Source organism: Paenibacillus zeisoli, assembly GCF_003994465.1.
In the GTDB taxonomy this organism is placed as follows: domain Bacteria; phylum Bacillota; class Bacilli; order Paenibacillales; family Paenibacillaceae; genus Fontibacillus; species Fontibacillus zeisoli.
Genome location: NZ_RZNX01000002.1, coordinates 422,208 through 447,621, shown reverse-complemented (window position 1 = coordinate 447,621; position 25,414 = coordinate 422,208). Strand labels below are relative to the sequence as shown.

The 25,414-nt window shown below is 48.8% G+C and carries 19 protein-coding genes and 2 pseudogenes; 12 read left to right on the top strand and 9 right to left on the bottom strand.

Annotated features, from left to right (window positions below):
• The first annotated feature begins 34 nt into the window (after positions 1-34).
• A pseudogene (locus EJP77_RS08120) lies at positions 35-1,425 on the top strand (MATE family efflux transporter).
• 303 nt (positions 1,426-1,728) lie between these two features.
• On the top strand, positions 1,729-2,532 hold the full coding sequence (locus tag EJP77_RS08115; protein ID WP_127198710.1) for a TetR/AcrR family transcriptional regulator: 804 nt from the start codon (positions 1,729-1,731) through the stop codon (positions 2,530-2,532).
• Positions 2,533-2,621: 89 nt separating this feature from the next.
• Here EJP77_RS08115 and EJP77_RS08110 read toward each other — a convergent pair whose 3' ends face one another.
• Positions 2,622-4,166: an MFS transporter gene (locus tag EJP77_RS08110; protein ID WP_127198709.1), complete on the bottom strand. Its 1,545-nt coding sequence runs from the start codon at positions 4,164-4,166 to the stop codon at positions 2,622-2,624.
• A 273-nt stretch (positions 4,167-4,439) separates the two neighbouring features.
• Between EJP77_RS08110 and EJP77_RS08105 the strand changes: the two genes are divergently transcribed.
• Positions 4,440-5,201, top strand: a complete 762-nt coding sequence (locus EJP77_RS08105; protein WP_127198708.1) for an SDR family oxidoreductase — start codon at positions 4,440-4,442, stop codon at positions 5,199-5,201.
• 630 nt (positions 5,202-5,831) lie between these two features.
• On the opposite strand, the gene EJP77_RS08100 is transcribed toward EJP77_RS08105, so the two are convergent.
• The gene (locus tag EJP77_RS08100; RefSeq protein ID WP_127198707.1) at positions 5,832-6,476 is read right to left on the bottom strand and encodes a peroxiredoxin-like family protein; all 645 of its coding nucleotides are present in this window, start codon (positions 6,474-6,476) and stop codon (positions 5,832-5,834) included.
• 184 nt (positions 6,477-6,660) lie between these two features.
• On the opposite strand from EJP77_RS08100, the pseudogene EJP77_RS21075 reads away from it, so the two are divergent.
• Positions 6,661-6,816: pseudogene (locus EJP77_RS21075) on the top strand (epimerase); the annotation flags it as partial.
• Positions 6,817-6,985: 169 nt separating this feature from the next.
• On the opposite strand, the gene EJP77_RS08090 reads toward EJP77_RS21075, so the two are convergent.
• On the bottom strand, positions 6,986-7,924 hold the full coding sequence (locus tag EJP77_RS08090; RefSeq protein ID WP_127198706.1) for a helix-turn-helix transcriptional regulator: 939 nt from the start codon (positions 7,922-7,924) through the stop codon (positions 6,986-6,988).
• Between the two features lie 214 nt (positions 7,925-8,138).
• On the opposite strand from EJP77_RS08090, the gene modA reads away from it, so the two are divergent.
• Complete coding sequence (modA, locus tag EJP77_RS08085; RefSeq protein WP_127198705.1) at positions 8,139-8,990, top strand: molybdate ABC transporter substrate-binding protein; 852 nt, start codon at positions 8,139-8,141, stop codon at positions 8,988-8,990.
• A 119-nt stretch (positions 8,991-9,109) separates the two neighbouring features.
• On the opposite strand, the gene EJP77_RS08080 is transcribed toward modA, so the two are convergent.
• The 5 genes from EJP77_RS08080 to EJP77_RS08060 form a co-directional block, all read right to left on the bottom strand.
• The gene (locus EJP77_RS08080; protein WP_127198704.1) at positions 9,110-9,958 is read right to left on the bottom strand and encodes a copper amine oxidase N-terminal domain-containing protein; all 849 of its coding nucleotides are present in this window, start codon (positions 9,956-9,958) and stop codon (positions 9,110-9,112) included.
• 203 nt (positions 9,959-10,161) lie between these two features.
• The gene (locus tag EJP77_RS08075) at positions 10,162-11,649 is read right to left on the bottom strand and encodes a glycoside hydrolase family 32 protein (protein ID WP_246021825.1); all 1,488 of its coding nucleotides are present in this window, start codon (positions 11,647-11,649) and stop codon (positions 10,162-10,164) included.
• Positions 11,650-11,722: 73 nt separating this feature from the next.
• Positions 11,723-13,180 carry a glycoside hydrolase family 68 protein gene (locus EJP77_RS08070; protein WP_127198703.1) on the bottom strand — a complete coding sequence of 486 codons (1,458 nt, stop codon included), beginning with the start codon at positions 13,178-13,180 and terminating at the stop codon, positions 11,723-11,725.
• Between the two features lie 278 nt (positions 13,181-13,458).
• On the bottom strand, positions 13,459-14,310 hold the full coding sequence (locus tag EJP77_RS08065) for a PRD domain-containing protein (RefSeq protein ID WP_127198702.1): 852 nt from the start codon (positions 14,308-14,310) through the stop codon (positions 13,459-13,461).
• Complete coding sequence (locus EJP77_RS08060; protein WP_185897241.1) at positions 14,307-15,908, bottom strand: PTS transporter subunit EIIC; 1,602 nt, start codon at positions 15,906-15,908, stop codon at positions 14,307-14,309. Before EJP77_RS08060 ends, EJP77_RS08065 begins: the two co-directional genes overlap by 4 nt.
• 511 nt (positions 15,909-16,419) lie before the next feature.
• Here EJP77_RS08060 and EJP77_RS08055 point away from each other — a divergent pair.
• The 6 genes from EJP77_RS08055 to EJP77_RS08030 all read left to right on the top strand — a co-directional run bounded on the left by EJP77_RS08055 (position 16,420) and on the right by EJP77_RS08030 (position 23,341).
• Positions 16,420-17,247 (top strand): sugar phosphate isomerase/epimerase family protein, encoded by an 828-nt coding sequence (locus EJP77_RS08055; protein WP_127198910.1) that lies wholly within the window; start codon positions 16,420-16,422, stop codon positions 17,245-17,247.
• 16 nt (positions 17,248-17,263) lie between these two features.
• Positions 17,264-18,613: an amino acid permease gene (locus EJP77_RS08050; protein WP_127198700.1), complete on the top strand. Its 1,350-nt coding sequence runs from the start codon at positions 17,264-17,266 to the stop codon at positions 18,611-18,613.
• Positions 18,614-18,733: 120 nt separating this feature from the next.
• Positions 18,734-19,747 carry an SIS domain-containing protein gene (locus tag EJP77_RS08045; RefSeq protein ID WP_127198699.1) on the top strand — a complete coding sequence of 338 codons (1,014 nt, stop codon included), beginning with the start codon at positions 18,734-18,736 and terminating at the stop codon, positions 19,745-19,747.
• Positions 19,748-19,807: 60 nt separating this feature from the next.
• Entirely contained in the window at positions 19,808-20,590 is a 783-nt protein-coding gene (gene frlD / locus EJP77_RS08040; protein ID WP_127198698.1) for a fructoselysine 6-kinase, read from the top strand.
• A gap of 65 nt (positions 20,591-20,655) precedes the next feature.
• Positions 20,656-21,384, top strand: a complete 729-nt coding sequence (locus EJP77_RS08035) for a GntR family transcriptional regulator (RefSeq protein ID WP_127198697.1) — start codon at positions 20,656-20,658, stop codon at positions 21,382-21,384.
• Positions 21,385-21,529: 145 nt separating this feature from the next.
• On the top strand, positions 21,530-23,341 hold the full coding sequence (locus tag EJP77_RS08030) for a serine hydrolase (protein WP_185897239.1): 1,812 nt from the start codon (positions 21,530-21,532) through the stop codon (positions 23,339-23,341).
• A gap of 197 nt (positions 23,342-23,538) precedes the next feature.
• Here the strand turns inward: EJP77_RS08030 and EJP77_RS08025 are convergent, their stop codons facing one another.
• Entirely contained in the window at positions 23,539-24,192 is a 654-nt protein-coding gene (locus tag EJP77_RS08025) for a TetR/AcrR family transcriptional regulator (RefSeq protein ID WP_127198909.1), read from the bottom strand.
• A gap of 318 nt (positions 24,193-24,510) precedes the next feature.
• On the opposite strand from EJP77_RS08025, the gene EJP77_RS08020 reads away from it, so the two are divergent.
• Positions 24,511-25,359: an SDR family NAD(P)-dependent oxidoreductase gene (locus tag EJP77_RS08020; RefSeq protein WP_127198695.1), complete on the top strand. Its 849-nt coding sequence runs from the start codon at positions 24,511-24,513 to the stop codon at positions 25,357-25,359.
• The last annotated feature ends 55 nt before the right edge of the window (positions 25,360-25,414 follow it).

The window sequence follows — 25,414 nt, the reverse complement described above, 5'->3', positions numbered from 1 at the left end:
GAAAGCAAATAGGCATAATAGGAGCATACACAACGTGACCATATCAGATCGCATTCCATCATGGAGAAAACTTAGTCTTTTTGCTGTCACATGGCCCATATTCGTCGATTCCGTACTTAGGATGATGCTGGGTACGGTGGACGTATTTATGTTAAGCCGCATTTCCGACAAAGCGACAGGGGCGGTAGGGTTAGCCAACGAAATTATTTTCTTCTGTATTCTGATGTTTGGCTTTGTTGGCATCGGTACGAGCGTCGCGGTCTCCCAATACATCGGTGCCGGCCGGGAGAAGGAAGCCAGCCGCATCTCTGCGCTCGCCATTACGATTAACCTGATCTTCGGGATCATGGTCAGTGTCGTGCTCGTTAATTTCGGAGAACCACTTCTGCGGCTGATGAAACTCAGTCCCGAACAGGTAGGAATGGCCAGTCATTATTTAAAAATTATTGGCGGCTTTATTTGGATCGAGGCGCTCTCCTACGCGGTATCATCTGTTATCCGGTCGAGCGGACACACGAAGAGCGTGATGTACGTGACATTAGGGGTCAATTTGATTCATATAACAGGGAATTACCTGCTTATCTTCGGTAACTGGGGCTTCCCGGAATGGGGGATAACGGGAGCGGCCATCTCGACGGTCGTTGCCGCTTGCTCGGTATCGTTGTTCTGTTCGTCATTTTGTATCGCAGGGTTCCTGCGCCGATTCGCCGTAAAGATTATGTTACTTCGAACGGTCCGTATGTGAAGCAGATTATGGGCGTCGGCCTGCCTGCTGCGGGCGAGCATCTCTCCTGGCACTCGCAGTATCTCATGATTATGAGCTTTGTCAATTTAATCGGGCCCACGGCACTGAACACTCATGTCTATGTCATGAATGTGTCGAATTACTTCATGGCGTTTGCGATGGCGATCGGGGCGGGTACCGAGATCCTAATCGGCCAAATGGTTGGCGCCGGAGAGATGAAGGCGGCTTACCAGAGACTCATGAGAAGCGTGAAGATCAGCTTCATTCTGACGCTCGCTGTTGTCAGCATAGCAGCGATATTCCGGCATGAAATGATCGGTATGTTCACGAAGAACCCTGATATCATTGCAACTGGAGCGGGTATTTTTCTGCTGTCCATCGTGCTTGAGCCGGGCCGGACCTTCAATATTGTCATTATCAATTCGCTGCGCGCCGCCGGGGATGCGCGTTTTCCCGTGCTGATGGGCGTAATCTCTATGTGGGGAGTCTCGGTGCCGCTGGCTTACTTCCTGGGCGTACACCTCGGGATCGGACTGCTTGGGGTATGGATCGCGTTTGCAGTGGATGAATGGCTGCGCGGTATCCTGATGCTGCTTCGCTGGAGAAGCCGGGCCTGGGAGAAGAAAGCGCTCGTGAAGCCGGTGTCCGCTCCGGAGAGTGGCATGGGTGCACAGGCTTAAGAAGCGCAGCATGTCCCATCCGCGAGGGGCGGAGAATAGCTTACCTGTGCGGTGTGGGGTTTCTATCTGAATCAGGCTTTAATAAGGTGGTCACAAACATTCTGTAAATCAAAGGCACTCTTAATGGGGTGCCTTTTGATTTGTCCTCTAAGCCGCCGACATCGATCGCTTGACCAGTATCTGCTGCTTTGTCTGATGGATCTTAATTGTGATATACTGTTTATTATATAAGCATTTTATAAGCGGGCTATGCTGAGCCATATTTTCATAGGCCAGCTTCATGCAACAGGGAGGTTTGAGCGGATGGCTAACAAGGATATTACACCGGAAGAAGCCGAATTGGGGAAGCTGCTTCCGGCCGGCGCAGCGCTTAGTTGGGGGCTTGTGAAGCCGCCTCAGCGCGGCCCAAAGCGGGAGATGAGCATAGACCAGATCGTAGCGAAAGCCATCGACATCGCGGACAAGCATGGACTGGAGGCCGTCTCGATGAGTAGGGTCGCATCGGAGTTCGGCTTTACTGCAATGTCTCTCTATCGCTATATTCCGAGCAAGGAGGATTTGCTGCTCCTTATGCAGGATGCGGCGTGCGATATTCCGGTGCCGCCAGAGAGGCCCCCACACGAGTGGCGGGAGAGTCTGCGGGACTACGTGATGGGGACAATCCATATTTTTAGCAAGCACCCTTGGTTTGGAGACATCCCGATTTCGAGTATACCCATGGGACCTAATAATCTGCGCATCGTGGATTGGGCGCTTCGGCCTTTGCGGGATCTGCCGTTGAATGATTACGAGAAAATGTCCATAGTGCTGCTGCTGAGCGGCTACGCCCGATCCAGCGGAATGCTGCAGCGGGACATTAACCGTGCCGTTCAGGCCGGTTCCAGCGTGGAGGCGTTCAGTGGGCTTCATTACTCGGCTGCGCTCAAGGCACTGATCAAGCCGGAGCAATATCCGAATCTGCATCCGGTCATCATGTCCGGTGCCTATACCGGAGAGAATGAAAGTGAGAGCGGTGTCGGCGATGATGTTGAATTCGGGCTTCAACGGATTCTGGACGGAATTGAGCAGTATTTGGATCGGATACAGACCGGTAGAACCGGCAAATGAAGGTACTAATGAAGGTAGTTACGTAATAATAGGCTGTTTTTAAAGGTCATTGACCTTTAAAAACAGCCTATTTCTGTTCTATTGTCTGGTTAGGCGGTGCGGGTGACATTTTTCTTGTCACGAAGCATCACTATCGTGATTACTGAGGTAATCAGCACAAGGACGGCGGCTGCCAGGCTGGTAGTGTGCATGGCGGTTATGAAGGCTTCCCGGGATGCAGTCATAACCTGCGATGATAGCACGGCGGGCAGCTGCTGCGCTGCTGCGGACGCGCCGGCAATAGTCTGACCAGCTGTTAGAGCCGCTTCTGGTGAGAGGCTCTTGGGCAGAAGCGGCGATACACTGTGATGGTAGACCGCTGTGAGGACACAGCCGAGCAACGCGATTCCGAAGGCGCCTCCAAGCTCGCTGGAGGTTTCAATGAGTCCGCCTACTGCTCCCGCCCGATCCGACGGGGCTACACCCACGACATAATCGGTGACGAGGGTCATGACGGACACGATCCCGGCCGCGACCAGGCCGGCTCCGACCAGCATGACGGTCAGGGGGGAGAAGCCTTCTAGCCTTACCTGGGTTAGGACGAGGAACCCGATCGCCGACAACAGGAAGCCCCCGGCCATGATGCGCGGTCTTCCGTGCGAGAGGGACAGCTTGGCGGCGATCGGCGCCGCTGCTCCGACGAGAACGGAAGGCAGCATGCTCCACAGGGCGGCGGTGAACGGGGAGTACCCAAGGACCGACTGGAGGAATTGGGTATTGACCAGTGCGCTGGCCATAAGGGCAAACGTTGCGATCAGATTAATGAAGATCGACCCCCCAGTGCGCCGATCCATCAGCGCATGGAGATCAATTAGAGGGTTAGGAATAGTCCACTGCCGACGCACGAACACAAGTCCGGCGGCAAGACCGGCCGCGAGTATAACAGTTGGAAGTGTGGCCCAACCGTTTTCGGCCAGGGTTTTGACTCCGTAAGTAATGGGCAGGATGGCGGCGAGAGCAAGAAGAGAGCTGAGAAGGTCAATCCGGGTGCGAACCGCACTGCGGGACTCGGGGAGTAGGAAAGGGGCGATAATGAGCAGCAGCGCCATAGCGGGGATGTTAATCAGGAACACGGATCCCCAGGAGAAGGACTCAATGAGCAGGCCGCCAATAATCGGCCCGATTGTGACGCCGCTGGCCATGACGGCACTCCATATTGACATGGCTTTGGTTCGCTGGTTAGGGTCTTGAAACATCGTGCGAACGAGGGCCAACGTTGACGGCATGAGGGTTGCTCCCGCAATTCCAAGAATGCCGCGGGCTAGAATCAGGGATCCGGCAGTCTGGGCGAATGCGGCGAACAGCGAACACAGGGCAAATCCCACAGAGCCCATCATTAACAGCTGGCGGCGTCCGATTCGGTCACCAATCACTCCCATGGTCAGCAGCAGACCAGCGAGGATGAACCCGTAGATGTCAAATATCCATAACTGCTCAGTCGCGGTAGGACGTAGATCTGCAGCAATGTCCGGCGCAGCGAAGAAAAGGACGGAGACGTCCATCGATACAACCATCAAAGGAAGGCACAGCACGCATAGCGCGATCCATTCCTTGCGGCCTGCAAGCTTGACGGGGGTTGAGTTTGCATGAATCATTAAAAACCACTCCTTACTGTTTATGGTTTAAACTGTAATTTATACAAAGTATATGGCATAAACAGTATATGGTCAACACATAAATTATTTATATCTAAGTTATTGATTCTGCTCAGAAATGCTTCCTGAACTTGTGGAATAGAAGAAGCTGATTAAATTATTTAATACGTGTTTATCCATATTCAAATTGTTTCATTATATTATCGATACTGCTTGCACTTTCAGGAAAGAATAGGAACAAGTAAAGTCATAATCATGGAAAGAGGGATAGTCATGAAACTTTCTCAGAATACCGTACTGATCACCGGCGGAAGCACGGGAATAGGACTTGCCTTTGCCGAGCGCTTCCTAAATGCCGGTAATCAGGTAATCATTTGCGGACGTCGTGAACAAGCACTTCAGCAGGCAAAGGAGCAATTCCCGGGCCTTATTACTCGGGTAAGTGACTTGAGTGTCGAGTCTGAGCGCGCAGCATTATTCGACTGGGTCACAGCGAATTATCCGGAAGTCAATGTGTTGGTGAACAATGCAGGAATCCAGCAGCGCTTCAATGTTCTCAAGGCGGATGCGAAGGAAAATTGGAGTTATTTCAATAAAGAAATCACCACGAATATGGAAGTACCCATCCACCTCTCCATGCTGTTCGCTCCCTTCTTTGCAGCCAAAGAGGAGGCGACGATCATTAACGTGACCTCTGGGTTAGCCTTTACTCCGCTCGTTATTGCTCCTATATATTCAGCAACCAAGGCGGCACTTCATTCCTTTACAGTGAGTCTGAGACACCAGCTGTCCGAGACTTCTGTAAAGGTCATTGAGGTTGCACCTCCAGCCGTGAATACGGACTTGGGCGGTGCTGGGCTGCATACGCAAGGAGAACCTCTGGATGCTTTTGCGGATGGGATTTTCAAAGGATTAGAGGAGGGGAACCTGGAAATCGGCTATGGAAGCTCGGTTAGTCGCCTGCGCATGTCCCGGGATGAAGTGGACGACCATGTAGCGAATATGTACAAGGCCACGAAGAAAAGCATTGAGTAGGAGCATGTGGCAAACCCTGAGTGAGCCATTCGATAAGGTATTTGGTATGCAATTCGGCAACAGCTTGCGGTAAGCCAAGTGGGAATCACATGCGAAAATAACATGTGGGAATTACTCTGTGGCCCTAGGGCCGCAGGTTGCAAGAGGCAGGCTGACGTCAACCAGCCTGCTCTGAGAGTGCAGCTGCTCGCAGAACCAAAAAAGCGAACCACGATCGGTCGTCGTGGTTCGCTTTTTTGATGTGCTTGGAATCGGTTGTTAGTAGCTAACACCTATGAGAGTTGCTCCCGCAATTTCAAGAATGCCACGGGCTAGAATCAGGGAACCGGGGTTCGGGAATGGCCTATTAGTTAGGGATTTTCTAGGAACTAGTTACAATGTGTATGACATGGATTGGCTAGCCGATTATTGACACGTCAACTACGGATTCTCCCATTGTTGCTACCCAAATAAAGGATTGGGTTTTGCTTGACCGGCAACGTGCCGGGGCGGTAGATTGAGAGCATAAGGTGTGCTGGTTATCTGTGGGCGGCGGGTGTGATTGAGCAGGGCGAAAGGGTTCGTGTTAGCAGCGAACTCTTTCGCCTTTATTAAGCAGCAAAGCGAAAAGCAGAACTAGCAGGCAACCATTCAGTCCATTCTTAATTGTTCCAATAGTTCCTGAGGTTCCAGCCGCTGCATGAAATCGGGGTTAACATAGGCGAACCGGACAACGCCCGCTGCGTCAATGATGAAGGTTGAGGGAATAGGAAGGATCCACTTTTCAGCAGCATTGTATTCTATCAGGTTCACGCCTATCCGGTTCGCTGTAATCTCCTGAATATATGGCGGAAGCTCAAATAGCACCTGATACGATGCGGCTACGTGCCCATTTGGATCGCTGAGGACCTGGAAGCTAAGCTGTTCCTTCTCCTGCTGGGAGAGTGTATGATCCGGAGACTGCGGACTAATGGCAATCAATTGACCGCCCAGCTCTTCAATCTGCGGCAGTATGTTCTGGTAAGCCCGAAGCTGTAGGTTGCAGAAGGGGCACCAGCCTCCGCGATAGAACGTTAACACCACAGGACCTTGGGATAGCTGTTCGAATAAATTTACAGAGGTGCCAGCGGAATTCTTCAAGGTAAAGTCTTTGGCCTGTTGTCGCTCCTGTAGGCCATATACGATTCCAGATTCCTGCTGCTCACGAATCATGCGAAACATTTCCTCGTGAACATCCTTTGGCGTTTTGGCCACAAATTTCTTTTTGGCTTCTTCCAGGGTCTCATTCAATAGCATAGCCATTTTCCTCCTCATTTTGGGGAATAGTCCAATATTACTGGCTCGAAATCAGGGTAAGGGGCATACTTTATGAAAAAAAGATACCGATCGGTATCTAAAGCTTAACATATGGATATTTCTGTTGGAAAGAAAATAATTTGTAATTAAATTTAAATTAATGATTGATCAATCACTAATAACATGGATTCCCGTCATGAAGGAAGTCGTTGAGATGCTTTATTTGACCGAAGAGCCCCTGACTCTAAGTCGTGACAAGAATCAGAGATTCATCGGACCTGTAGTGGCAACGCCATTCCAGGAGGGAATCACCTCAATGATACAAGCCCTGCAGAAGAAGAAACAAAAGATGAATGGTATGATAAATTCAAAAACCTCTTCCTATGTGAAGAGGTTTTTGAATTTACGAGGTATTGTATTGAAATCATTCGGAATCCAATACATATTGTTTATAACTAAATATATCTATTTATAACTAAACATATTTAAATGAACTATTTGGTGAAGATTTAGGTCTCAAATAGGATTTCACCGGTACGGGACAGATCGTAGCCTGATATGGCCTGAAGCTCCTTCTTGAAGCTATCGGACTGTAATATTTGCAGTAGAGAAGGAATCCAAAGCTGATTGCCGGGAGTTTTGAGCATGACAAGGTCATATCTTTCCTGGGTCAACGGAATGAACTCAATTTGTCCGACAATAGAAGCTGTTTTCTCGATACCTACGCCTACGTCCGCTTCGCCCGAGGCAATTTGCGCGGCCACACCAAGATGATTGGTCTGTTCATTGCCATATCCGGCAAGCTGGCCTGGCTTGATTCCGTGTATGCGGAGCTGTTCTTCCAGCAATACTCTGGCACCAGAGCCCTTTTCCCGGTTCACGAGCCGAAGTCCTGAACGGCCCAAATCTGCCCATGTCGTAAGCCCGTGCGGATTTCCCCGCTGGACATACAGCCCTGCATTTCTGATAAGCAGGTTGACGACTATATAGGATGAACCCACGAGGATCTTCCGGATATAAGGGATGTTGTACTCGCCGGTGTCTCCATCTAACAAATGGGTGCTGACGATATCGGCTTCACCTTTGTACATCGAAATTAAACTGTCCAGGCTGCCTACAAAAGAACGCAGAGGGCGAATTCCGGGAATCTTCTTCTCCATATACTTGGCCAATATATCAAGTCCAATATCATGGCCGGTGATTACCACGGAGCCAGTCGGACCGGCGGAACCTGATGCCTGAGGATGCAAGGGGACATAGCTGTCTGCTGCCGGGACCATTCTTGCCCGTTGCTTGTAAGCTTCAAGCTCAGAAGCGTCTACCCGCATTTGCTTGCCGACCCGGTAAGAGGTCAACTCCCCTTTTTTAATCAGATCATAGACAGTGAGCTTGGATATTTTCAATAGTTTGGCGATTTCCTCGGTTGTATAGGACATGTCGGTGGACATATCAAGACCCTCCCAGCTAGCTGCATAAGTCGCTTAGTGTTCGAGCCTAATTATATCATAAGGGCCAAGGGCATTCCCAAGTCCTGACACCGCGTTGTTTGCTCAATTGTTAAATGTTATTAATTATAAGTAAATATAATTAGGTATAATTAGAAACAGAAGATTGCCAATTACAATAATTTTATTTTGTTGAGTATTATTTTGGAGGGGAACCATGTTTAAACAAGTGAAGATGTGTGTGAGGTTGTCCATCATCATGGCTTTAATGGTCGCATTGGCAGGCTGTGGTGCGGTGCAGAACAAGGCTGCCACCAGCAGCATGGATAGACAAGGCCAGAGGACAGGGGCCTCAACTTCCAAACCGGCGGAGACGGTTGAACTCATTGTGTCGGCGGCAGCCAGTATGACGAGTGCTCTTAAGGACATCCAGAAGGCATACGAACCTAACCATCCTGGTATCAAATTGAACTTTAACTTTGGCGCATCTGGCGCATTACAGCATCAAATTGAGCAGGGGGCACCCGTCGACTTATTCCTTTCCGCTGCGGCGAAGAATATGAAGGCACTGGTCGATGAGCAGTTAGTCGATGCCAGTCAGCAAAAGAAATTGCTCAGTAACGAGCTTGTTGCTGTTGTATCCACAGATGGGAAAGCGAAGGTCACGAAGGCGGCGGACTTGACGAGGGACGATGTGAGGACTGTGGCCATAGGCATACCCGAAAGTGTGCCTGCAGGAGGCTATGCCAAGGAAGCGCTCACCAGCTTGAAGCTGTGGGATTCACTCCAGTCCAAGATGGTCCAAGGCAAAGACGTAAGACAAGTTCTTCAATATGTAGAAACGGGAAATGCAGATGTGGGTTTCGTCTATCAGAGCGACGCCCTGTCCTCACATAAGGTAAAAGTCGCCTTTACGGTAGATCCGACAACGTATAAGCGGATTGAGTATCCTATCGGAGTTGTAAAGGCGACGCAGCATAGGAAAGAGGCCGAAGACTTTTACACGTATTTGCAGTCAAAAGAAGCGCTGGATGTCTTCGTTAAATACGGATTCTCCGTCCTGAATTAGAGCACCGCTATTCGGCCAGCCGGCCAGATACATACTCATTTCGAGCTAGTATCTAGCAGAAGACCTGAAACTCCCACGCTCTATAGCGCGTAAGCTTCAGGTCTCTTTGTGTGATGCAACTAGTTGTCTGGGGTTATCGTTCTTCCGGATATCAGAATATAGCGCAGCATATTGGGCTTGGTGGTCAGAACATGGCCGCTATCTTCAATATGCCTGCTGAAGATGGCGTCTTTCTTCACGGCAGGTCTGCTTCTATCCTTAATGTCCACCGAGGTATAGGGAATATCAAATAAGCCGCCTTCATCAAAATAAATCATCGTAGATAAATTCTCTTCCCCTTGCGGGATATCGGTTCCTGTGATATTTCGGGCTGTAAAATCAAAGTTGAAATGGGTCATGTTCTTGCTAATGGACGTGCTGAGTGTGTAATACAAGGGCTCGAACGCAACCTGATTTAACGTTCTAGATATGGCTACACGGTCATCGTCTAAAAGATATTTCAGCAGGCCCTGGCGCAGCATCCGGTCATCCTTAAGCGTGACCACATGGTGATTCAGGGTGACCTTGTAGGCAAACGCATCGAACAAGATGCGTGCCGGAATGATCATATATCCCTTTTCCATTACAGGCTGCGTGTCCATTTCTACTTTTTCTCCATTTACAACGGCTATATGGCTCCCTACTTGAATTTTAACAAGGTTATCATTCTGTGTAATTACAGCAGAGCGTGATGCAGGGTCATACGTAACGGATGCACCCAACAGCTCGCCTGCTGCTCTTAAAGGTAACATGAGCCGATTTTGCCTATCAATATAAGGCACTTTAGGATAAGTATAGGCAACATAGTAATCATTCATTTTTAGGATGATCGGTATTGTTCCCTTCGGACTTGCCGCGTAGCTGCTATTAGTTGTGCATAACACAAATGCGAAAATGATCATAAACGATATCCATTTTTTCAATTTCATTTCTTACAAATCACCCCTATTTTGGTATTTTATGATTAGACGTTAAATTTTGATAGTTTGTTGCACAAGGGAGCTAACAAGATTAGCTCCCTTCCTTAATATTTAGATATTTTATTTGATGGAAGGATCAAATGGATAGTAAAATTCTCAGAAAACACCCGCTTCCAATTGAAATGGAAACGGGTGAATGCTAAGCAACCTTATTAGTAGCGCTTGATCACAACATGGCTGAATATTGCGGTGCCGCCGTCTGAGAAGAGAGTAATCCCTTGATCGTTTAATTCCGGGAAAATGACATTGGAATAAACGACGGAACCATCATCAATAAAGACTTCAACGCTCGTTGTATCGACAAGAATCTTCAAGTGAACCTTCTTCTTACTTACATCAAAGGGGGCCCTGCTCTCCAGATATTTCCCGGTCTTGTCGGGATTTCCTGTGTATGCCCGATTGACATAAGTGTATCCGCCTTTTACAAAAACCCCGACATCCACATGACGTCTTGAATCCGCTGATTCTCGAAGCCTAAGTCCCACATTCTTGATCTCAGACCAAGTGATATCGGCGTTAAGCTCGTATGAATTCCCTGTGAAAGGAAGTGTTCTAGATCCATTCAGCGTGAGCTGCTCATAGGCAGCAGCAGCCTTCGACGTCTGAGTTAAGGCTTCAAGAGGCTCAGAGGCGAGATGATATCTGCCCTTGCCTGCTCGTCTCAGCTCAATTTGGCGAACAACCGAATCCATTCCGTTGAATCCTTCTCGCCGCGTTGGAGTATTGCCGGAATAATCCCAGTTATTCATCCAAGCTAAAGCGTATCGATGTTGGGCTTTGTCACGGCTTGTTCCATCTTCAAATGTTACGGCAGCGTACCAATCAAAGCCATAATCCAGCCACTGTGGTTCCTCTAAATCGGGAAGAAATTTCGTTCCGTTAAAGTCTCCCGTCCAGTAGGCATAGGTGTTAGGTTTTCCTGATAATTTGCCATTGGCACTGACGCCTAGCACCCATTTGTAGGTTCCGTCGTCCGCATGCATCAGATAAAGATCAGGACATTCCACGAGTCCGATGTTTTTCGTTATGAAGCCGCTCATATAGCGCCAGGTTTTTAAGTTATGAGACTCATAAAAGCCTACTTTCGTGCCTTCTGCCAAGACCATAATCCATTTGCGGGATATTTGATCCCAAATCACTTTTGGATCTCTAAAATCAGTCGTCCCTGGATTATGCAGAACGGGAGCCTTGCCATAAGCTTTAAATGTATATCCGCGGTCGGTACTATACCATAAATATTGTTCCTGCTGTTTGCCGCCAGCAGTGGGCTGCGTCACAATCGCGATAAGAGCTCCTTTTCCAAAACCCGCCGTTCCAGCCTCATCTACAACAACCGACCCTGACCAGGGATCGCCATTAGGATTCGTATACTTGGGAATGGCGATTCCCTCGTCTTTCCAATGCACGAAATCTGAGGATGTCGCATGCCGCCACTCGGTACCATTTCCGGTCGGATAATCCCGGTTATAAAGATAATAGTAATGGTATGTCCCATCCAAGTAGATCGGCCTTTGAGGATCGTTCTTCCACTTATCGGGCGTTGTGAAATGATAGCTCGCTCGGTAGGTCTGGTGTGGAAGGGAGTTAGCAGCCCCCTCAGTACCGCTCTTTCCAGAATAGTAAGCCGCTAATCCTATCATGATGATCAAGCTAAGTCCCATGATGCATATAAGGAAAGGCCGCCGAGGTGCTCTATTATTGGTGCTCAAGTGGTTACTTGACGGTTAATTGTCCTTGTTCAAGAATGCTGTCTTTGACAACCGAAGTTTTCGATCCCTTAATGTTCACCAGGAAGCTTGGCGCGAAAGTAGAGTGGTGGTCGGCGAACAAGCCTCTGTTCGTCATATAGCTTGTGATCACCACATTATTTCCTTCCGCCTGAGGGACAGCAAAGTGAGAGTAAGTCCAGGTAAGATCCTTAGGATCCAGACCCATGTGCAGTACCAGTCCACTTTTGTTCAATGGTTTATAAGGGCCGGTCAATGAATCCGCTACATAACCCAGCATGTATACGTCATTGTCGCCGATGCCATCAATCGTCATTTTGGAGCCTCGGGAGTCGGTGAATAGATACCATTTACCATCCATTTTAAATATGTTGGCCCGTTCGATTTCATCTGTTACGGTATTGGAGGCAATGAGCGGCTTCATTACTTTCTTTAGCGAGTAGTCATCATTCAATTCAATAATGCCCAGTGAACCATTCGCTAATGTAGCTAGAGATTTCTTGGGACTGGACAACAGTTTGTTTCTCTCAGACTGGAAGAAGACGTTGCTTCCTCCATAGTAGGATCTGTTGTTCAGGGAAGCTTCTCCTTGATAGCCTGTTTCCGTTCCGGTATTCGATTCAAATACAAGATATTTATGGCCGTTGTCTTCAACATAGTGAGGATCTCTTAAGGTGTGGTTATCCGCATAATCGCCTCCACCGAAGGCCTGGTCTACATTCTGGTAGGTCTTGCCGTCCCCGTCAAAGATCGATTTGAAATCTTCCACGCCATCTACTTTCAGCGTATCTGCATCTGGCTTTGACAAATTCACTTGAGCTGTCGTTAACGTTTGCTTTCCGAAGAATCCGTGTTCCGGGTCCCAGCCTTGGCGATTGGTATAAAACAAGCGGACATCCCCACTCTTCGTCAAGGTTGCAGAACCAGACCACTCTTCAGCTTGTTTGTTCAAGATCGGATCGTTTGGAACATTCTTATCGTTATCCTTAAATACTCTGCCGGCGTTCTTCCAGCTATCAATGGAGGTGTCGCCCACTTTTTGATAGAACATGTAGATGAACGTGTCCCATCCTCTCTTTGGATCTCCAGCCAGGGCAAATACGATATGGTAGCCATGATAGTTGGCAACTGTACCGTCCGCATTCTGAAGCGGCCAGCTGTCCCAGACATCAATGTCGATAGGATTGCCCCACTGGTCTACACCTTTTGCAGAAGGGATATTTTTGATTGTGGATGCATCAAATGAAGGAGCCTGAAACTGCTGGCTCAGTTGTTGTCCCGGTATTTTCAACATGTCAGAGCGGGTAATATGGGAGAAGCCATAGCTTTCTTTATAATCCTGACTATCCTTTTCTTTGGCAAAAGCTGAAGTCCCGCCACCTGCAATTAAAGCTGTAGTAAAGGTTACTGCTGCTGCTCTTCTTACAAATTTTCTGATATTCATACTTCTTGTCTCCTTTTCTGGCTCAAATTTTTCTATTAAACAGAAAAAAGACCTAAAAATACCGATGAGGGACACGTGAAGTATCGATTCCCAAACGGATTTTTAGGTCTTGCCTGCTTAACAGTAACAATCCCGACATATTTTGTTGTCGCGTTAATTCTATAATTTTGTAACGGATAATGGCTATAGACTGAAATTCCTGTTTTGTTGTAGGCTGATTCGGGCATAATTCGTTATTTCTAAATGAGATCAAGGGTCTATAGACCTGTAATCTTGGGTTACAATTTATTCCCATCCTTCGACCGGGTGCTTATCCGGTTGATCTCCATAGCGATAAATACCAGCTGGCTGTCGATTAACGTATAACCGTAATCCTCTTCGACCTGATCGCCGATCTCTTTGGCCTGCAAGTAGGCCTGGGCATAACGCTCCTTGGCAATTCGTACGATTTCAGGGTTCAGTTCGCTCAGCAGCTTGCCGGTTTCATCGGATCGCAGAGTATTTTCAAGCTGGGTTACCAGACGCTCGTAGTTGGCAGAACTCCGTTCTAGTGTAATACCGGCGGCCTCTTCCACACCTTCGGCAATATCCCGAATCATGGCCGCCATTTCCGCACTCGCCCCGCGGACACCGGCATTTTTCCAGGCGGTATGGATGTGCATGGCAATGTACCCCACTTCGTCTTCAGGAATATCAATCTGCAAAGTTTTGCGAATGATGCTTTTGGCATGCAGCCCAATCTGGAACTCTTTCGGGTACAAAATCCGAATTTCATCCAGCAGCGTGTTCTGGATCATCGTTCCTTTATTGATCCGCTCCAAAGCAAATGAGAGGTGATCCGTGAGCGCAATGTGCACATGTTCATTGAACGTCACTTCCAGTTCATGTTCTGCGTAAGAGATAATTTGCTCCGATGCGGCAATCTCTTCTTCGGGCAGTGTCCGCAGCATTTCCTGCAAATGACCATATTGATCCGGATCTTCCATAATGAACACTTTCTCGATGAGGGAAGGATCGATAATATCGTTCTTCCCCTTCTGAAAAGCAATACCGGAACCCATGACAATCTTTTCCTCCCCGAGGTCGTTTGCTACAACCGCGTTGTTGTTCAGAATTTTTTTGATTTTCATGTCATTCTCCTATGCTGTATTGTTCCTAAGGCAGACGGCCGGTCAACACCAAGGATCCAGGTAACTATAAAGGCTGTTACAGCTGCCAGCAGGAAACCAATTAAATAATGGACAAGATTCATCTGCCCGAGCTGGACAATAAAAGCGATCATCGGAACCCCGGTCAGACCGAACGAATCCGCTGCCACCTGATGGAAGGCTACATAAGCCCCTCCAGCGGCTCCTCCTGCTGCAGCGCCCAAGAAAGGGCGGCCAAGCTTCAGGTTGACGCCAAAAGTGACAGGTTCGGTAATCCCGAAAAAGGCGGTGATTGAGGCGGGCAGCGCTATTCTCCTCAGAGCCTTGTCCCGGGTTCTGGCATACACAGCCAGTCCGGCTGCACCCTGCGCGATATTTGCCATGGACCAGATAGGGAGCAGGAAATTGACGCTAATGTCCGGATTGGTAATCAGTCCGATCTCAACGGCCTGAATTCCGTGATGCAGCCCGCTCACAACGATAGAACTGTAGATTCCGCCAAGCAGCAGTCCAAAAATCGTCCCGCCATGTTTGAACACGATGTCCAGCATGCTGCTGAGGGAGCTGCCAAGTTCATAGGTGAGCGGTCCAATGACCAGAATAGCAAGGGTCCCCCCAAAGGCAAGGCTTAGAAAGGGGATCAGCATAACAGAAATCGACGGCGGAAGAATCCGGCGCAGCCCCTTTTCGATTAGCGTCATCAGTAATACAGCGAGAATAGTGGGAATCACGGTGCCTTGGTATCCGAATTGCGGAGTGACCAGTGAATTTGCAGTGCTTATCGGTGCCCCGCCGAATCCGGTAACCCGCAGAAGATCGGGATGGGTCATAACAATGCCGATTGCGGCGCCGAGGGACGGGGTGCCTCCAAATCTCTTGGCCGTATGATAACCAAACATGACCGCCAAGATCTGAAAAGCCGACCTGGTCAACAAGGACAAGGTGCGGAACAAGACACTGTTCTCGGATGCCCAGCCGAAAACCTCCATCATGCTGAGCAAGCCGAGCAGCAGGCCAACCCCGACAAAGAGCGGAATCATGGGCACGACGATATCGGAAAAGAAGCTGACCGCATCGACAAATGGTTTTACTACGCCTCGCTTCTCCTTAGACTGCGAATCACCGTTGTCCTCTGGCGGCATCGAGGGTCTGCATGTTCGGACTCCCGGTAACAAAGACAACAACGTTCGGACGGACCTGGTGGTACTGTCCTGGTTAAGCGGTTCAGCAGACACAGGAGGGCCAAGTTCTTCTCGCTGCTGAGTTGGCACGCTTTCCTGAAGGATGCGGACAACCTGCCGATGTACCTTGAAGACGCTCGCCGATCCCAGTATGATTTGCAGCTGTTCAGTCCGGAAGAATAGGCCCTGAACCTCCTCTATGCCGGAGAGGCCGGCTTCATCCACCCGGGAGTTATCCCGCAATCTAAGACGAAGCCGCGTTGTGCAGTGAACGGCTTCCAAGACATTGCTGGTGCCTCCGGACAGCTCAATCAGACGTACAGCCAATTCCCTCGCGGAGCCGCGGGTCTTCTTCGCGGCCATTATATCCTGCTCCGGGGGAATACTTTCCTCGGACATTGCAGCGCCTCCCAACCATTTTGTCCAGCAGCAATGATTTGCTCCAACAATATATCCGACCTGCTGGGCATTACTATAAAACATAAAGAGACCTTTGGATCAAGTATCGACCCTTCTTGTTAAGAATGGTCGAACATGACTCTCCTCAGGTCTTTGCCTGCCTTAAAAAGTTACAGCTCCGTAATAACTGACTGTTATCCTATTGTGACAATGATCGTACCCAAAATCAATGGTTAAATTAGTACATCATTTGGATTGCCACGGAGGCCAGGACGGTGATGGCGGTATCTGGCAATGCCGATCTAAAGGTACTCATTCTGCCGAACGGTACGTTAACTCCGGTCTTTGAGAGTCCGCATCCACCCCTTAAGCAAGCTGGACGTGCGAATTCATCGCTCGTTCAGTTTGTTTTTTATTTTTTCAAAATAGGGATTGAAATCTTTGTAACTACTAGTTATAATACAAAGCATAACAAATATAAAAACGCTTTCAAGAGAGGGGGGTGAAGCAGCTGAAGCTTGCGGGCATGAATATTACGTATAGGCATTTTCCATTCCAGCACTTTCTGGAATCGATGACCCGATTGGAGATTGACCATATCGAGCTATGGGCAGGTGAGCCTCATCTATACGTCTACCGCAATGTCCTTGGCAACTTGAGGGAGATCAGGAAGCAGTTAAGGTCCCGTAATATCAAGGTGGTCTGTTACACACCTGAACAGTGCGTGTATCCTTACAACATTGCGGCTTCAGACCCGGACTTGCGGAAGAAGAGTGTCGATTATTTCATTGAGAATCTGTACGCTGCGCTAGAGCTTGAGACGGATATGATGCTGATGACCTCCGGAATAGGAGACTTCGCCGTATCCCAAGAGGAATCCTGGAAATATGCGAGCGACTCCATTCACCAGGTATGCAAGGTGGCGCAGCAGGAAGGCCTGACGATTGCCTTAGAGCCGCTAACCCGGTTCGAGTCGAATCTAATTGTTGATTCCAAAGGAGTTAAGCAGATGCTTGAGGAAGTAGGGTCCCCGCCGTTAAAAGGAATGATTGACACGGTGGCCATGCAGCTGGCGGGGGAGACCCCGGAGGATTATCTCCAGACCCTCCCCGAAATGTGCCATTTCCATCTGATTGATGGAGACGGGAAGTCGGATGCGCATCTCGCCCTGGATGATGGGGTGCTGGACTGGCGGAAGTATCTAGAAGATCTGCAGCGGCATAATTATAAGGGGGCTTGTACCCTGGAGATTATGGGATTTCATTACTATCAGAACCCGCACGAAGCACTTATGGAATCCATCAGGAAAATAAGGAAATTGCAAGTCCTATCATCTTGATTTGGAGGAACTCGCTATGAGTAGTAATGGCTCACTTACACGAAAATTGGGCTTCTGGTCGGCCCTGGCCATCGCTGTTGGAACTACGATAGGCTCCGGAATCTTCGTCTCTTCCGGGGATGTTGCAAAAGCTGCGGGTATTCCTTCGATTTCAATTCTGGCCTGGATTATCGGTGGAGTTATTGCGATTCCGCAGGTCATGGTACTCGCCGAATTGTCGACGGCTTACCCGCAAAATGGAAGCGGTTACGTTTACCTGAATAAAGCGGGCTGGAGACCCCTGGCCTTTCTGTACGGATGGGCCACGTTCTGGGCGCTGGACCCGCCGTCCATCTCGATTATGGCTTTAGCCATCGTCGCTTACACGGCAAGCTTCTTCCCGTTCTTCGCCGGGATCGCCGGCAAGCTGCTGGGAGTAGCGATCATCTTGATCATCACGGCGATCCATTACCGAAGTGTAAAGGCAGGCGGGAGCTTCCAGGTTATTATTACAGCGGTGAAGATCATTCCTTTCATCATCGTGATTGTCCTGGGATTCATGTACATGAACTTTGACAACTTCAGCTATACGCCTGCGGCCGGCGCGGCAAGCTCAAGCTTAATCGGCGGAGTATCTGCTACAACGTGGGCTTACACGGGAATGGCGGCCATCTGCTTTATGGCTGGAGAATTCAAAAATCCAGGGAAGGTTCTCCCGAAGGCACTAATTAGTTCGGTATTGATTGTACTCGGCCTATATACACTGCTTGCCGTTTGTGTCACTGGTTTGATGCCGTTTGATAAATTGATGGGCTCCAGCTCCGCTGTCTCCGATGCCGTCAAATATATCCCTGGACTCTCGGGCATGGCCTCATCCTTTGTGGCTGTTACGGCGATTATCGTCATCCTGGGTTCTTTGAGCTCCTGCATTATGTTTCAGCCTCGCCTGGAGTATGCCATGGCGAAGGATGGGCTGTTCTTCCAGCGCTTTGCGAAGGTCCATCCCAAATTCGAAACACCAAGCTTCTCCATTCTTGCTCAGGTTACCTTTGCCTGTATTCTTGTGTTCTTCAGCAATTTAACGGAATTGCTGGGTTACTTTACACTCATCCAGCTGGTCATTAACATTCTGGACTTTGCTGCAGTCTATAAATGCCGGAAGAGAGAGGACTACAATCCGATCTATCGCATGCCGGTATGGAGAATCACGACGATCCTGGCTATTGCTGGAGCGGGCTGGCTTGCATGGGGAACCTTTACTTGGGCTCCAGTGCAGGGCATGATTGCCGCGGGGATTGTCATCGCCACAGGTCTGCCCGTGTACTACTACTGGGAGAGGAAATATGGCTCCAAAAACAGCAACAGCAGCGGCAATATCGTCGCCTAAACTTACAGCTGAAGAAAATTGAATTTGTATTAATTGTAACTCGATATTATAATACAAGACATAACAAATAAAATGGATGATATTGGAGTCCAAGCACTCCAGTATAGGGAGGGAACGTATATGTTGAATTTTGATGAACAGTTATTCCTTAAGCTTGTGGAACAAGAGGGACTGGCCTACCGGGGACAAATTGAAGAGATTGTAGATGGAATTACCAAGAAAGGCTACAGCAATATTTTCCTGATTGGTGCGGGCGGTACCATCGCCATGATGTACCCTTATGAGTATATTTTGAAATCGAGTTCAACCATTGATGTGCACGCGGAGATTGCCTCTGAATTCATGGTCATGAACAACAGACATTTTACTAAAGATTCGGTATGCATTTTCACCTCTGTATCCGGGACCACCCAGGAGACCGTTGCGGCTGCCGAGTTCTGTAAGGAACGGGGAGCGACGACCTTTGCCTTGGTAGCTGAGCCGAACACGCCGTTAACCCAAATTGTAGATTATTGCATCACAACAGGCTCTGAAAAGCACTCCTTCGACACGTTCTTCATGCTCCTGTATATGGTCGTGTTCCGCTTTATGTACAACAACAACGAGTTCCCTCAATATGAGCAGTTCACCAAGGAAGTTGCCCTGCTGCCACGCGCCATTCTGGATGCGGTGAAGACCTTTGACCCGAAAGCGGAGGAATTTGCGATCAAGCATAAAGATACCGACTACCACATGATGGTGGGCTCCGGTAACTTGTGGGGGAATACTTACTGTTACGCTATGTGTGTACTTGAAGAGATGCAGTGGATTCATGCGAAGTCAATTCATGCGGCAGAATTCTTTCACGGTACGCTTGAGCTAGTGGTTGAGGACACTAGTGTCATTCTCTTGAAAGGTGAAGATGAGACAAGACCTCTGACGGACCGCGTAGAGAGATTTGCTGAGAAAATTACAAAACAGCTGACCGTGATAGATACGAAGGACTTCACGATGGAAGGGATCAGTGAAGAGTTCAGAAAGCATTTTGCCGTTAGTATCAACTGGTCTGTACTCAGTCGTATTAGCGTCTATATGGAGCGGGAGAGAAACCATCCATTAACGCTTAGAAGATACTATCGTAAAATGGAATACTAAGCTGATCTGAGCACTACGAGGTAGTGCTCATTCTTCAATCAGCAGGAAGGCGGGAGCAAGATGAGAATCGTGACAGTCGGGGATAACTGCATGGATGTCTATCAATCAAGCGGGAAAGCTTACCCTGGAGGCAACCCCGTCAATGTGGCTGTATATTTAACCGAATTAGGAGCGGAGACGGCTTATATAGGCTGGGTGGGCACCGACCCATACGGCGAGTTGATGATTCAGGCCATTGAGGGCAAGGGCGTAGATATTTCCCATATATCCAAAAAAGAAGGCAGAACGGCAGTGACCCAAGTGGAGATGATCGGGAATGACCGGAAGTTCGGCGATTATGACGAGGGTGTGATGGCACAGTTCACCCTTACATCTGAAGAGCTTCGCTTTGCCGAAGGGTACCAGCTGGTACACTCGGGGATTTGGGGGCACGCAGATAAGCATTTTCCCTATTTCAAAGAAAAGGGGCTGCTCACCTCGTTTGATTTCTCGGATCAGCTGGAAGACGAACGGGTGCAGACGCTTACGCCGCATGTGGATTACCCGTTCTTCTCCTATACCCGTGACGATGAATATATCCGGCAGCTCTTGGTAGACGTGAAGCGAAGAGGCGCTAAGATTGCCGTGGCGACCCTGGGGGAGAATGGTTCGCTTGCTTTTGATGGTGAACAGTTCTACACCTATGGAGTTGGCGAGGTCAGCGTAGTGGATACCATGGGGGCAGGAGATTCCTTCATAGCGGGGTTCATCACCGGTATATTGAAAGGGCTTTCCATTTCAGACTGCCTTGAACTTGGTGCGGCAAGGGCTGCGAAGACAATCGCTTATTTTGGCGCATGGTGACTGGAAGTATCCATCAATGTATAATACATAGTAAATACTCATTGATGGATAAGGATGAACACAGTATGAATTTAAATCCTTCAACGCCCCAACCGCTATATATGCAGATCAGGCAAATGTTGAAGAATGATATTCAGCACGGAATATATAAACCGGATGAGCAGATCCCGACGGAAGCGGAGCTATGTGACATCTATAATGTAAGCCGGATCACCATCCGGAAAGCGATAGAGGAATTGGTACGGGAGGGAACTCTGACGCGGATTCCCCGCAGAGGTACCTTTGTAACCTCGAACAAGTTCCATAATGAACTGTTATCTGTAAGCGGATTCTCCGAATTCAGCCACCAGCTGGGTATGATCCCGAACTCGCGAATATTAAGAAGTGAAGTGATCCAGGCGTCGGAAGAGGTAGCCGGACACCTTCTCATTGAAGAAGGCAGTCCCGTTCTGGAGCTGGAGCGGCTAATGTATGTAGATGATCGCCCTTTATTCTATGATATTGCCCACTATTCCCTCACCCGGTTCCCTGATCTGGAGAAGAAGATTGCTATGAATGAATCGACTTATAAGATCCTGGCAGAGGAATATCATACCGAAATCGTGACCAACGATAAGATCATTGATGTAATTGGGGCAACCAAGGATTATGCGAAATTGCTGGAATGTGACATTGGGGCCAATCTGTTTCGGATTTTGAAAATTGCTTTTGACGCAAGTGACGAGCCTGTTCACCTCTCTACATTTATGTGTGAGACGAACAAGGTCAATCTAACGGTTCACCGGGCGAAATAGGTCATGCCAATCGGCATGGCCTTTTTTGTCGTGTTAGAGATCGGGCTTAAGGTAGATTTAAGAATGCTGACAGATGAGGGAAAGACCACTCTGCTAGACTGAACTTGATTATGATTTCCAGGTTCATCCTATGGGAGGTATTTTTGTGTTCATCAAATTAAAAATTGTTCGCTGGCTGCTGCTCGCAGCATTGTTATGCTCCGTATTTCCAGCTTCCGCAAGCGCTTCTGCACCAGACAAGCAGCAGCTAGAGGCTTTTCTGGATGAGTTCATGAATAGCAAAATGAAGGAGTATCATGTGCCTGGTGCAGTGGTATCGGTGGTGCAGGACGGCAAGGCAGTGTTCTTGAAGGGGTACGGATATGCCAATCTTGAGCGCAAGGTGCCAGCCGACCCTTACAAGACAATTTTCCGTGTGGGGTCCATCTCAAAATCCGTCACCTCTACTGCGGTCATGCAGCTGTATGAGGAGGGGAAGATTGACCTTCATAAGGACATCAAGCAGTATATTCCGGATCTTAAATTATCCTATATCGATCAAAGTCCGATCACTATGCATCATCTGCTGACGCATACAGCGGGCTTCTGTGAGTCCATCTATGCTGTTGGACGGGACCGGGACCAGCAGGTGTCGCTTGAGGAAGCGATCAAGACAGGGCTCCCCGGCCTTTGCCGGAAGCCCGGGGAACAGGTTGCCTACAGCAATCAGGGGCTCTCGCTAGCCGGTTATCTGGTGGAGAAGTTATCGGGTAAGCCGTATGAAGAAGTGATCCGTGATCGGATCTTCAAGCCGCTTCAAATGAATCATTCCAGCTTTCACTTCCAAGAATCGGATCCCAATCTGGCAAGAAGCTATTCTTATGACAATGGGACGTACAAGGCAGCTCCCTATTCCTATATCCATCATCTCCCAGCCGGCGCGCTGAACTCAACGGCGGAGGACATGACCCATTATATGATCGCCCATCTCCAGCAGGGGCAGTATGAGGGCAGCAGGATTCTCTCGGACAGGACCGCTGAGCTCATGCATCAGACACAGTTCACCATGAATAAAAATATGCCGGGGATGGCCTATGGCTTCTATGAGCGTTATCAGAATGGCCTCCGGCTGATCGAGCATGACGGCGGCATTGACGAGTTCGAGTCGTACATGTATCTGCTTCCTTCTGAGCATACCGGCATTTTCATTTCGACCAACTCAGGGGAAGGGACCAACGTCATAGAGCAGCTTATCAGCGCTTATCTAGATCGGTTCTACCCAGACACCCAGCGCCTTACGCGAACCGCGAGTCCGGCAACCCTGCAGGAACTTAAGAGCATTGAAGGCTACTATATTCCCAACCGCGCACATCTTCAAGGGCCATTTAACTTCGGTCAGAATTTGTCCGCAGTTCCCGTAAAGGCTGTGGAAGACGGCGTAATTACCATGAAGGATCAGCGTTATCTGCAGATTGGACCTAATCTTTTTCAAAATGAAAAATCCCAAGAGCTGATCTACGTGGATGCCGAGCATCACACTTTGGCATTAAGCTCCATCCCAATGATGGAGTACGAGCGCCAGAACTCGCCAGTCTATAATCCTACCCTTAATATCGTTGTCTTGCTTGGCTTCGCCTTGATCTACCCTTTGCAGGTTATTGTCGCCCTAATCCTATGGCTGGTAGGACTCCTGAGTCGCAAGAAGGCCCGCTTCGATTGGCTCAGCACGCTGGTCTCTGTCTTATTCATCGTCTATTTCCTGTTCGCCATATCCACACAGGAGCTGTTCATCAATCGGATACCGGGATGGTCTTACCTGTTCCTCTATCTGCCGATCATCCTGTTATCCGTCTTGATCGTGAGGCTGCTGGTGAGATTAGTCCGTAAGATGAAGGTGACTGTGCTGCAGTATCTTTTCCTGGCTGCCACTGCGGCCTTTGTAATCTACCTGTACAGCTGGAGCTTCTTTAGCGTGTAAATAAGTTGAATTTAAGAATTACTTATAGGCAGAGTGTGAAATGATAGCCCTGATAAGAGGGTCAACAACAAAAGTGGCTGACGGAGTACCGTCAAGCCACTTTTACTATTGATCTTCATATGAAGATTGCGGGGAATGGAATACATCCAAGCAGACTATAATGGGTTACCTGACCGTCGAATAATCTTCGACGCGAATTAACGGTCTGGCAGCAACGAGCTGACGATCATGGACAGCGTGTGCTTGTATACGGCATGAGCTGATTGCACATCTCCCAAGTGTCCACCCATATAAAGATGAATAACCCCGTGGAGCGAGGCCCAGACTGCTCGTACAACGGATTCCGTATCGTATTGTTCGGGAATCAGTCCTTGCTCTTGTGCATGGCTAATTAAGGTCAATAGCTGCCGCATAGCCGTTACGGTTCCTTGCAGGCTCTCTTCGTCCGGTTTGAAATCGGCGAAGGCTCCTCCGAACATGAGCTTATAATAGCCGGAGTAACGCTGCCCAAATTGCCAAAAGGCCTCCCCTAGATTCAGCAAATGCTGCACAGGATCAGAAGCTTGCGGCGTCTTCTCAAATTCGTTAGCGAGAAGCTTACAGCCTTCCAGATACAGCTGCTGAGCCAGGCCCTCTTTATTGACAAATAAGCTGTAAATGATTTTTGTCGAGCAATCCATTTGCTGCGCAACTTTACGCACCGTAACGGCTTCCGGTCCCTCTTCTTGCAAGAGCGTGGCTGCCGCATCAACAACGAGCCTGCGAAGAGAGTCGATATTCTCTAGGCGAGCCTCTTTATAGGTTTTCAACACTCGTGTGTCCTTATTAACGGAGTTATCCTGGTCGCTCATCATCGTCACCTTCGGTTATCATGATTTCTGTAGTTCATTCCAATTTGGAAACAGTGTTTCTTAATTTCTTACAAAGAATCTTATACAGGGAAAGGGTCGTTGTCAATGAGACTTAGGGGGTTCCAAGAATCGTATTGACTTTCTAAAACAGTGTAGTTACAATGAGTTCAATCGGAAACACTGTTACCAACCACTCTTAAACTCTATGGGAATTGAGTGGACGATGGCTTCCAGTCCCTTGAGAGCTGAGGGTACCTTTAACTGCTCGGCAACAACGTTTCCCAATTATAACAATGTACCAAATAGGAGGCTAACACTATGAATTTTCAAGGAAAATGGGCACTCGTCACGGGAGCTTCTTCCGGTATTGGAGAACAATTCGCCAGACAACTAGCCAAGCGAGGTAGCCATTTGGTACTCGTGGCTCGGTCGGTAAGCAAGCTCGAGAGCCTTGCAGCAGAGCTGAGCAAGAGGTATGGGATCAAAGCCGAGGTTATATCTATGGACCTTTCGAAAGAAGGCGCACCCAGCGAGTTGTATCGGCAATGCCAGCGTTTGAACGTGGATATCGAACTGCTCGTCAACAATGCAGGCTTTGCTACCCATGGCTTGTTTGAACAAGTGTCAGGTGAGCGTCAACATGAGGAAGTGATGCTCAATGTCGCCGCTGTTGTAGATATGACCCATTTATTCTTACCAAATATGCTGCGCAATAACTCAGGTACTGTGATCAATGTAGCGTCTACCGCCGGGTTTCAACCGCTTCCCTACATGGCTGTATATGGAGCGACGAAAGCTTTCGTACTGTCGTTCACTGAGGCGTTATGGTGGGAGAACCGCGACCGGGGTATCCAATTCTTCGCCCTTTGTCCCGGTGCGACGGATACCAGCTTCTTCGATGTTGTAGGTACGGAAGATGCCTCGGTCGGCAAGAAGGATACGCCGGAAAGAGTCGTAGAGGCTGCATTTCGTGCGCTGCTGGAAGGGAAAATATATCTCGTTCCAGGTGTGCAGAATTATATCGGGGCGCAGTTATCGCGATTCATAACACGCAAGCAAGGTCTTCGGCTTGTGGGAGGCATGCTTCGACCAAAGGGAGGGTCCGCCGACCATGATTATAAGAATACCGATAACCAATCTGATCTTGCAGGAAGGACAATTCGGTGACAGCTATGTTCCCGAGCATCCCAATTGGGAGGTTACATACCAAAAAAATTGCTCC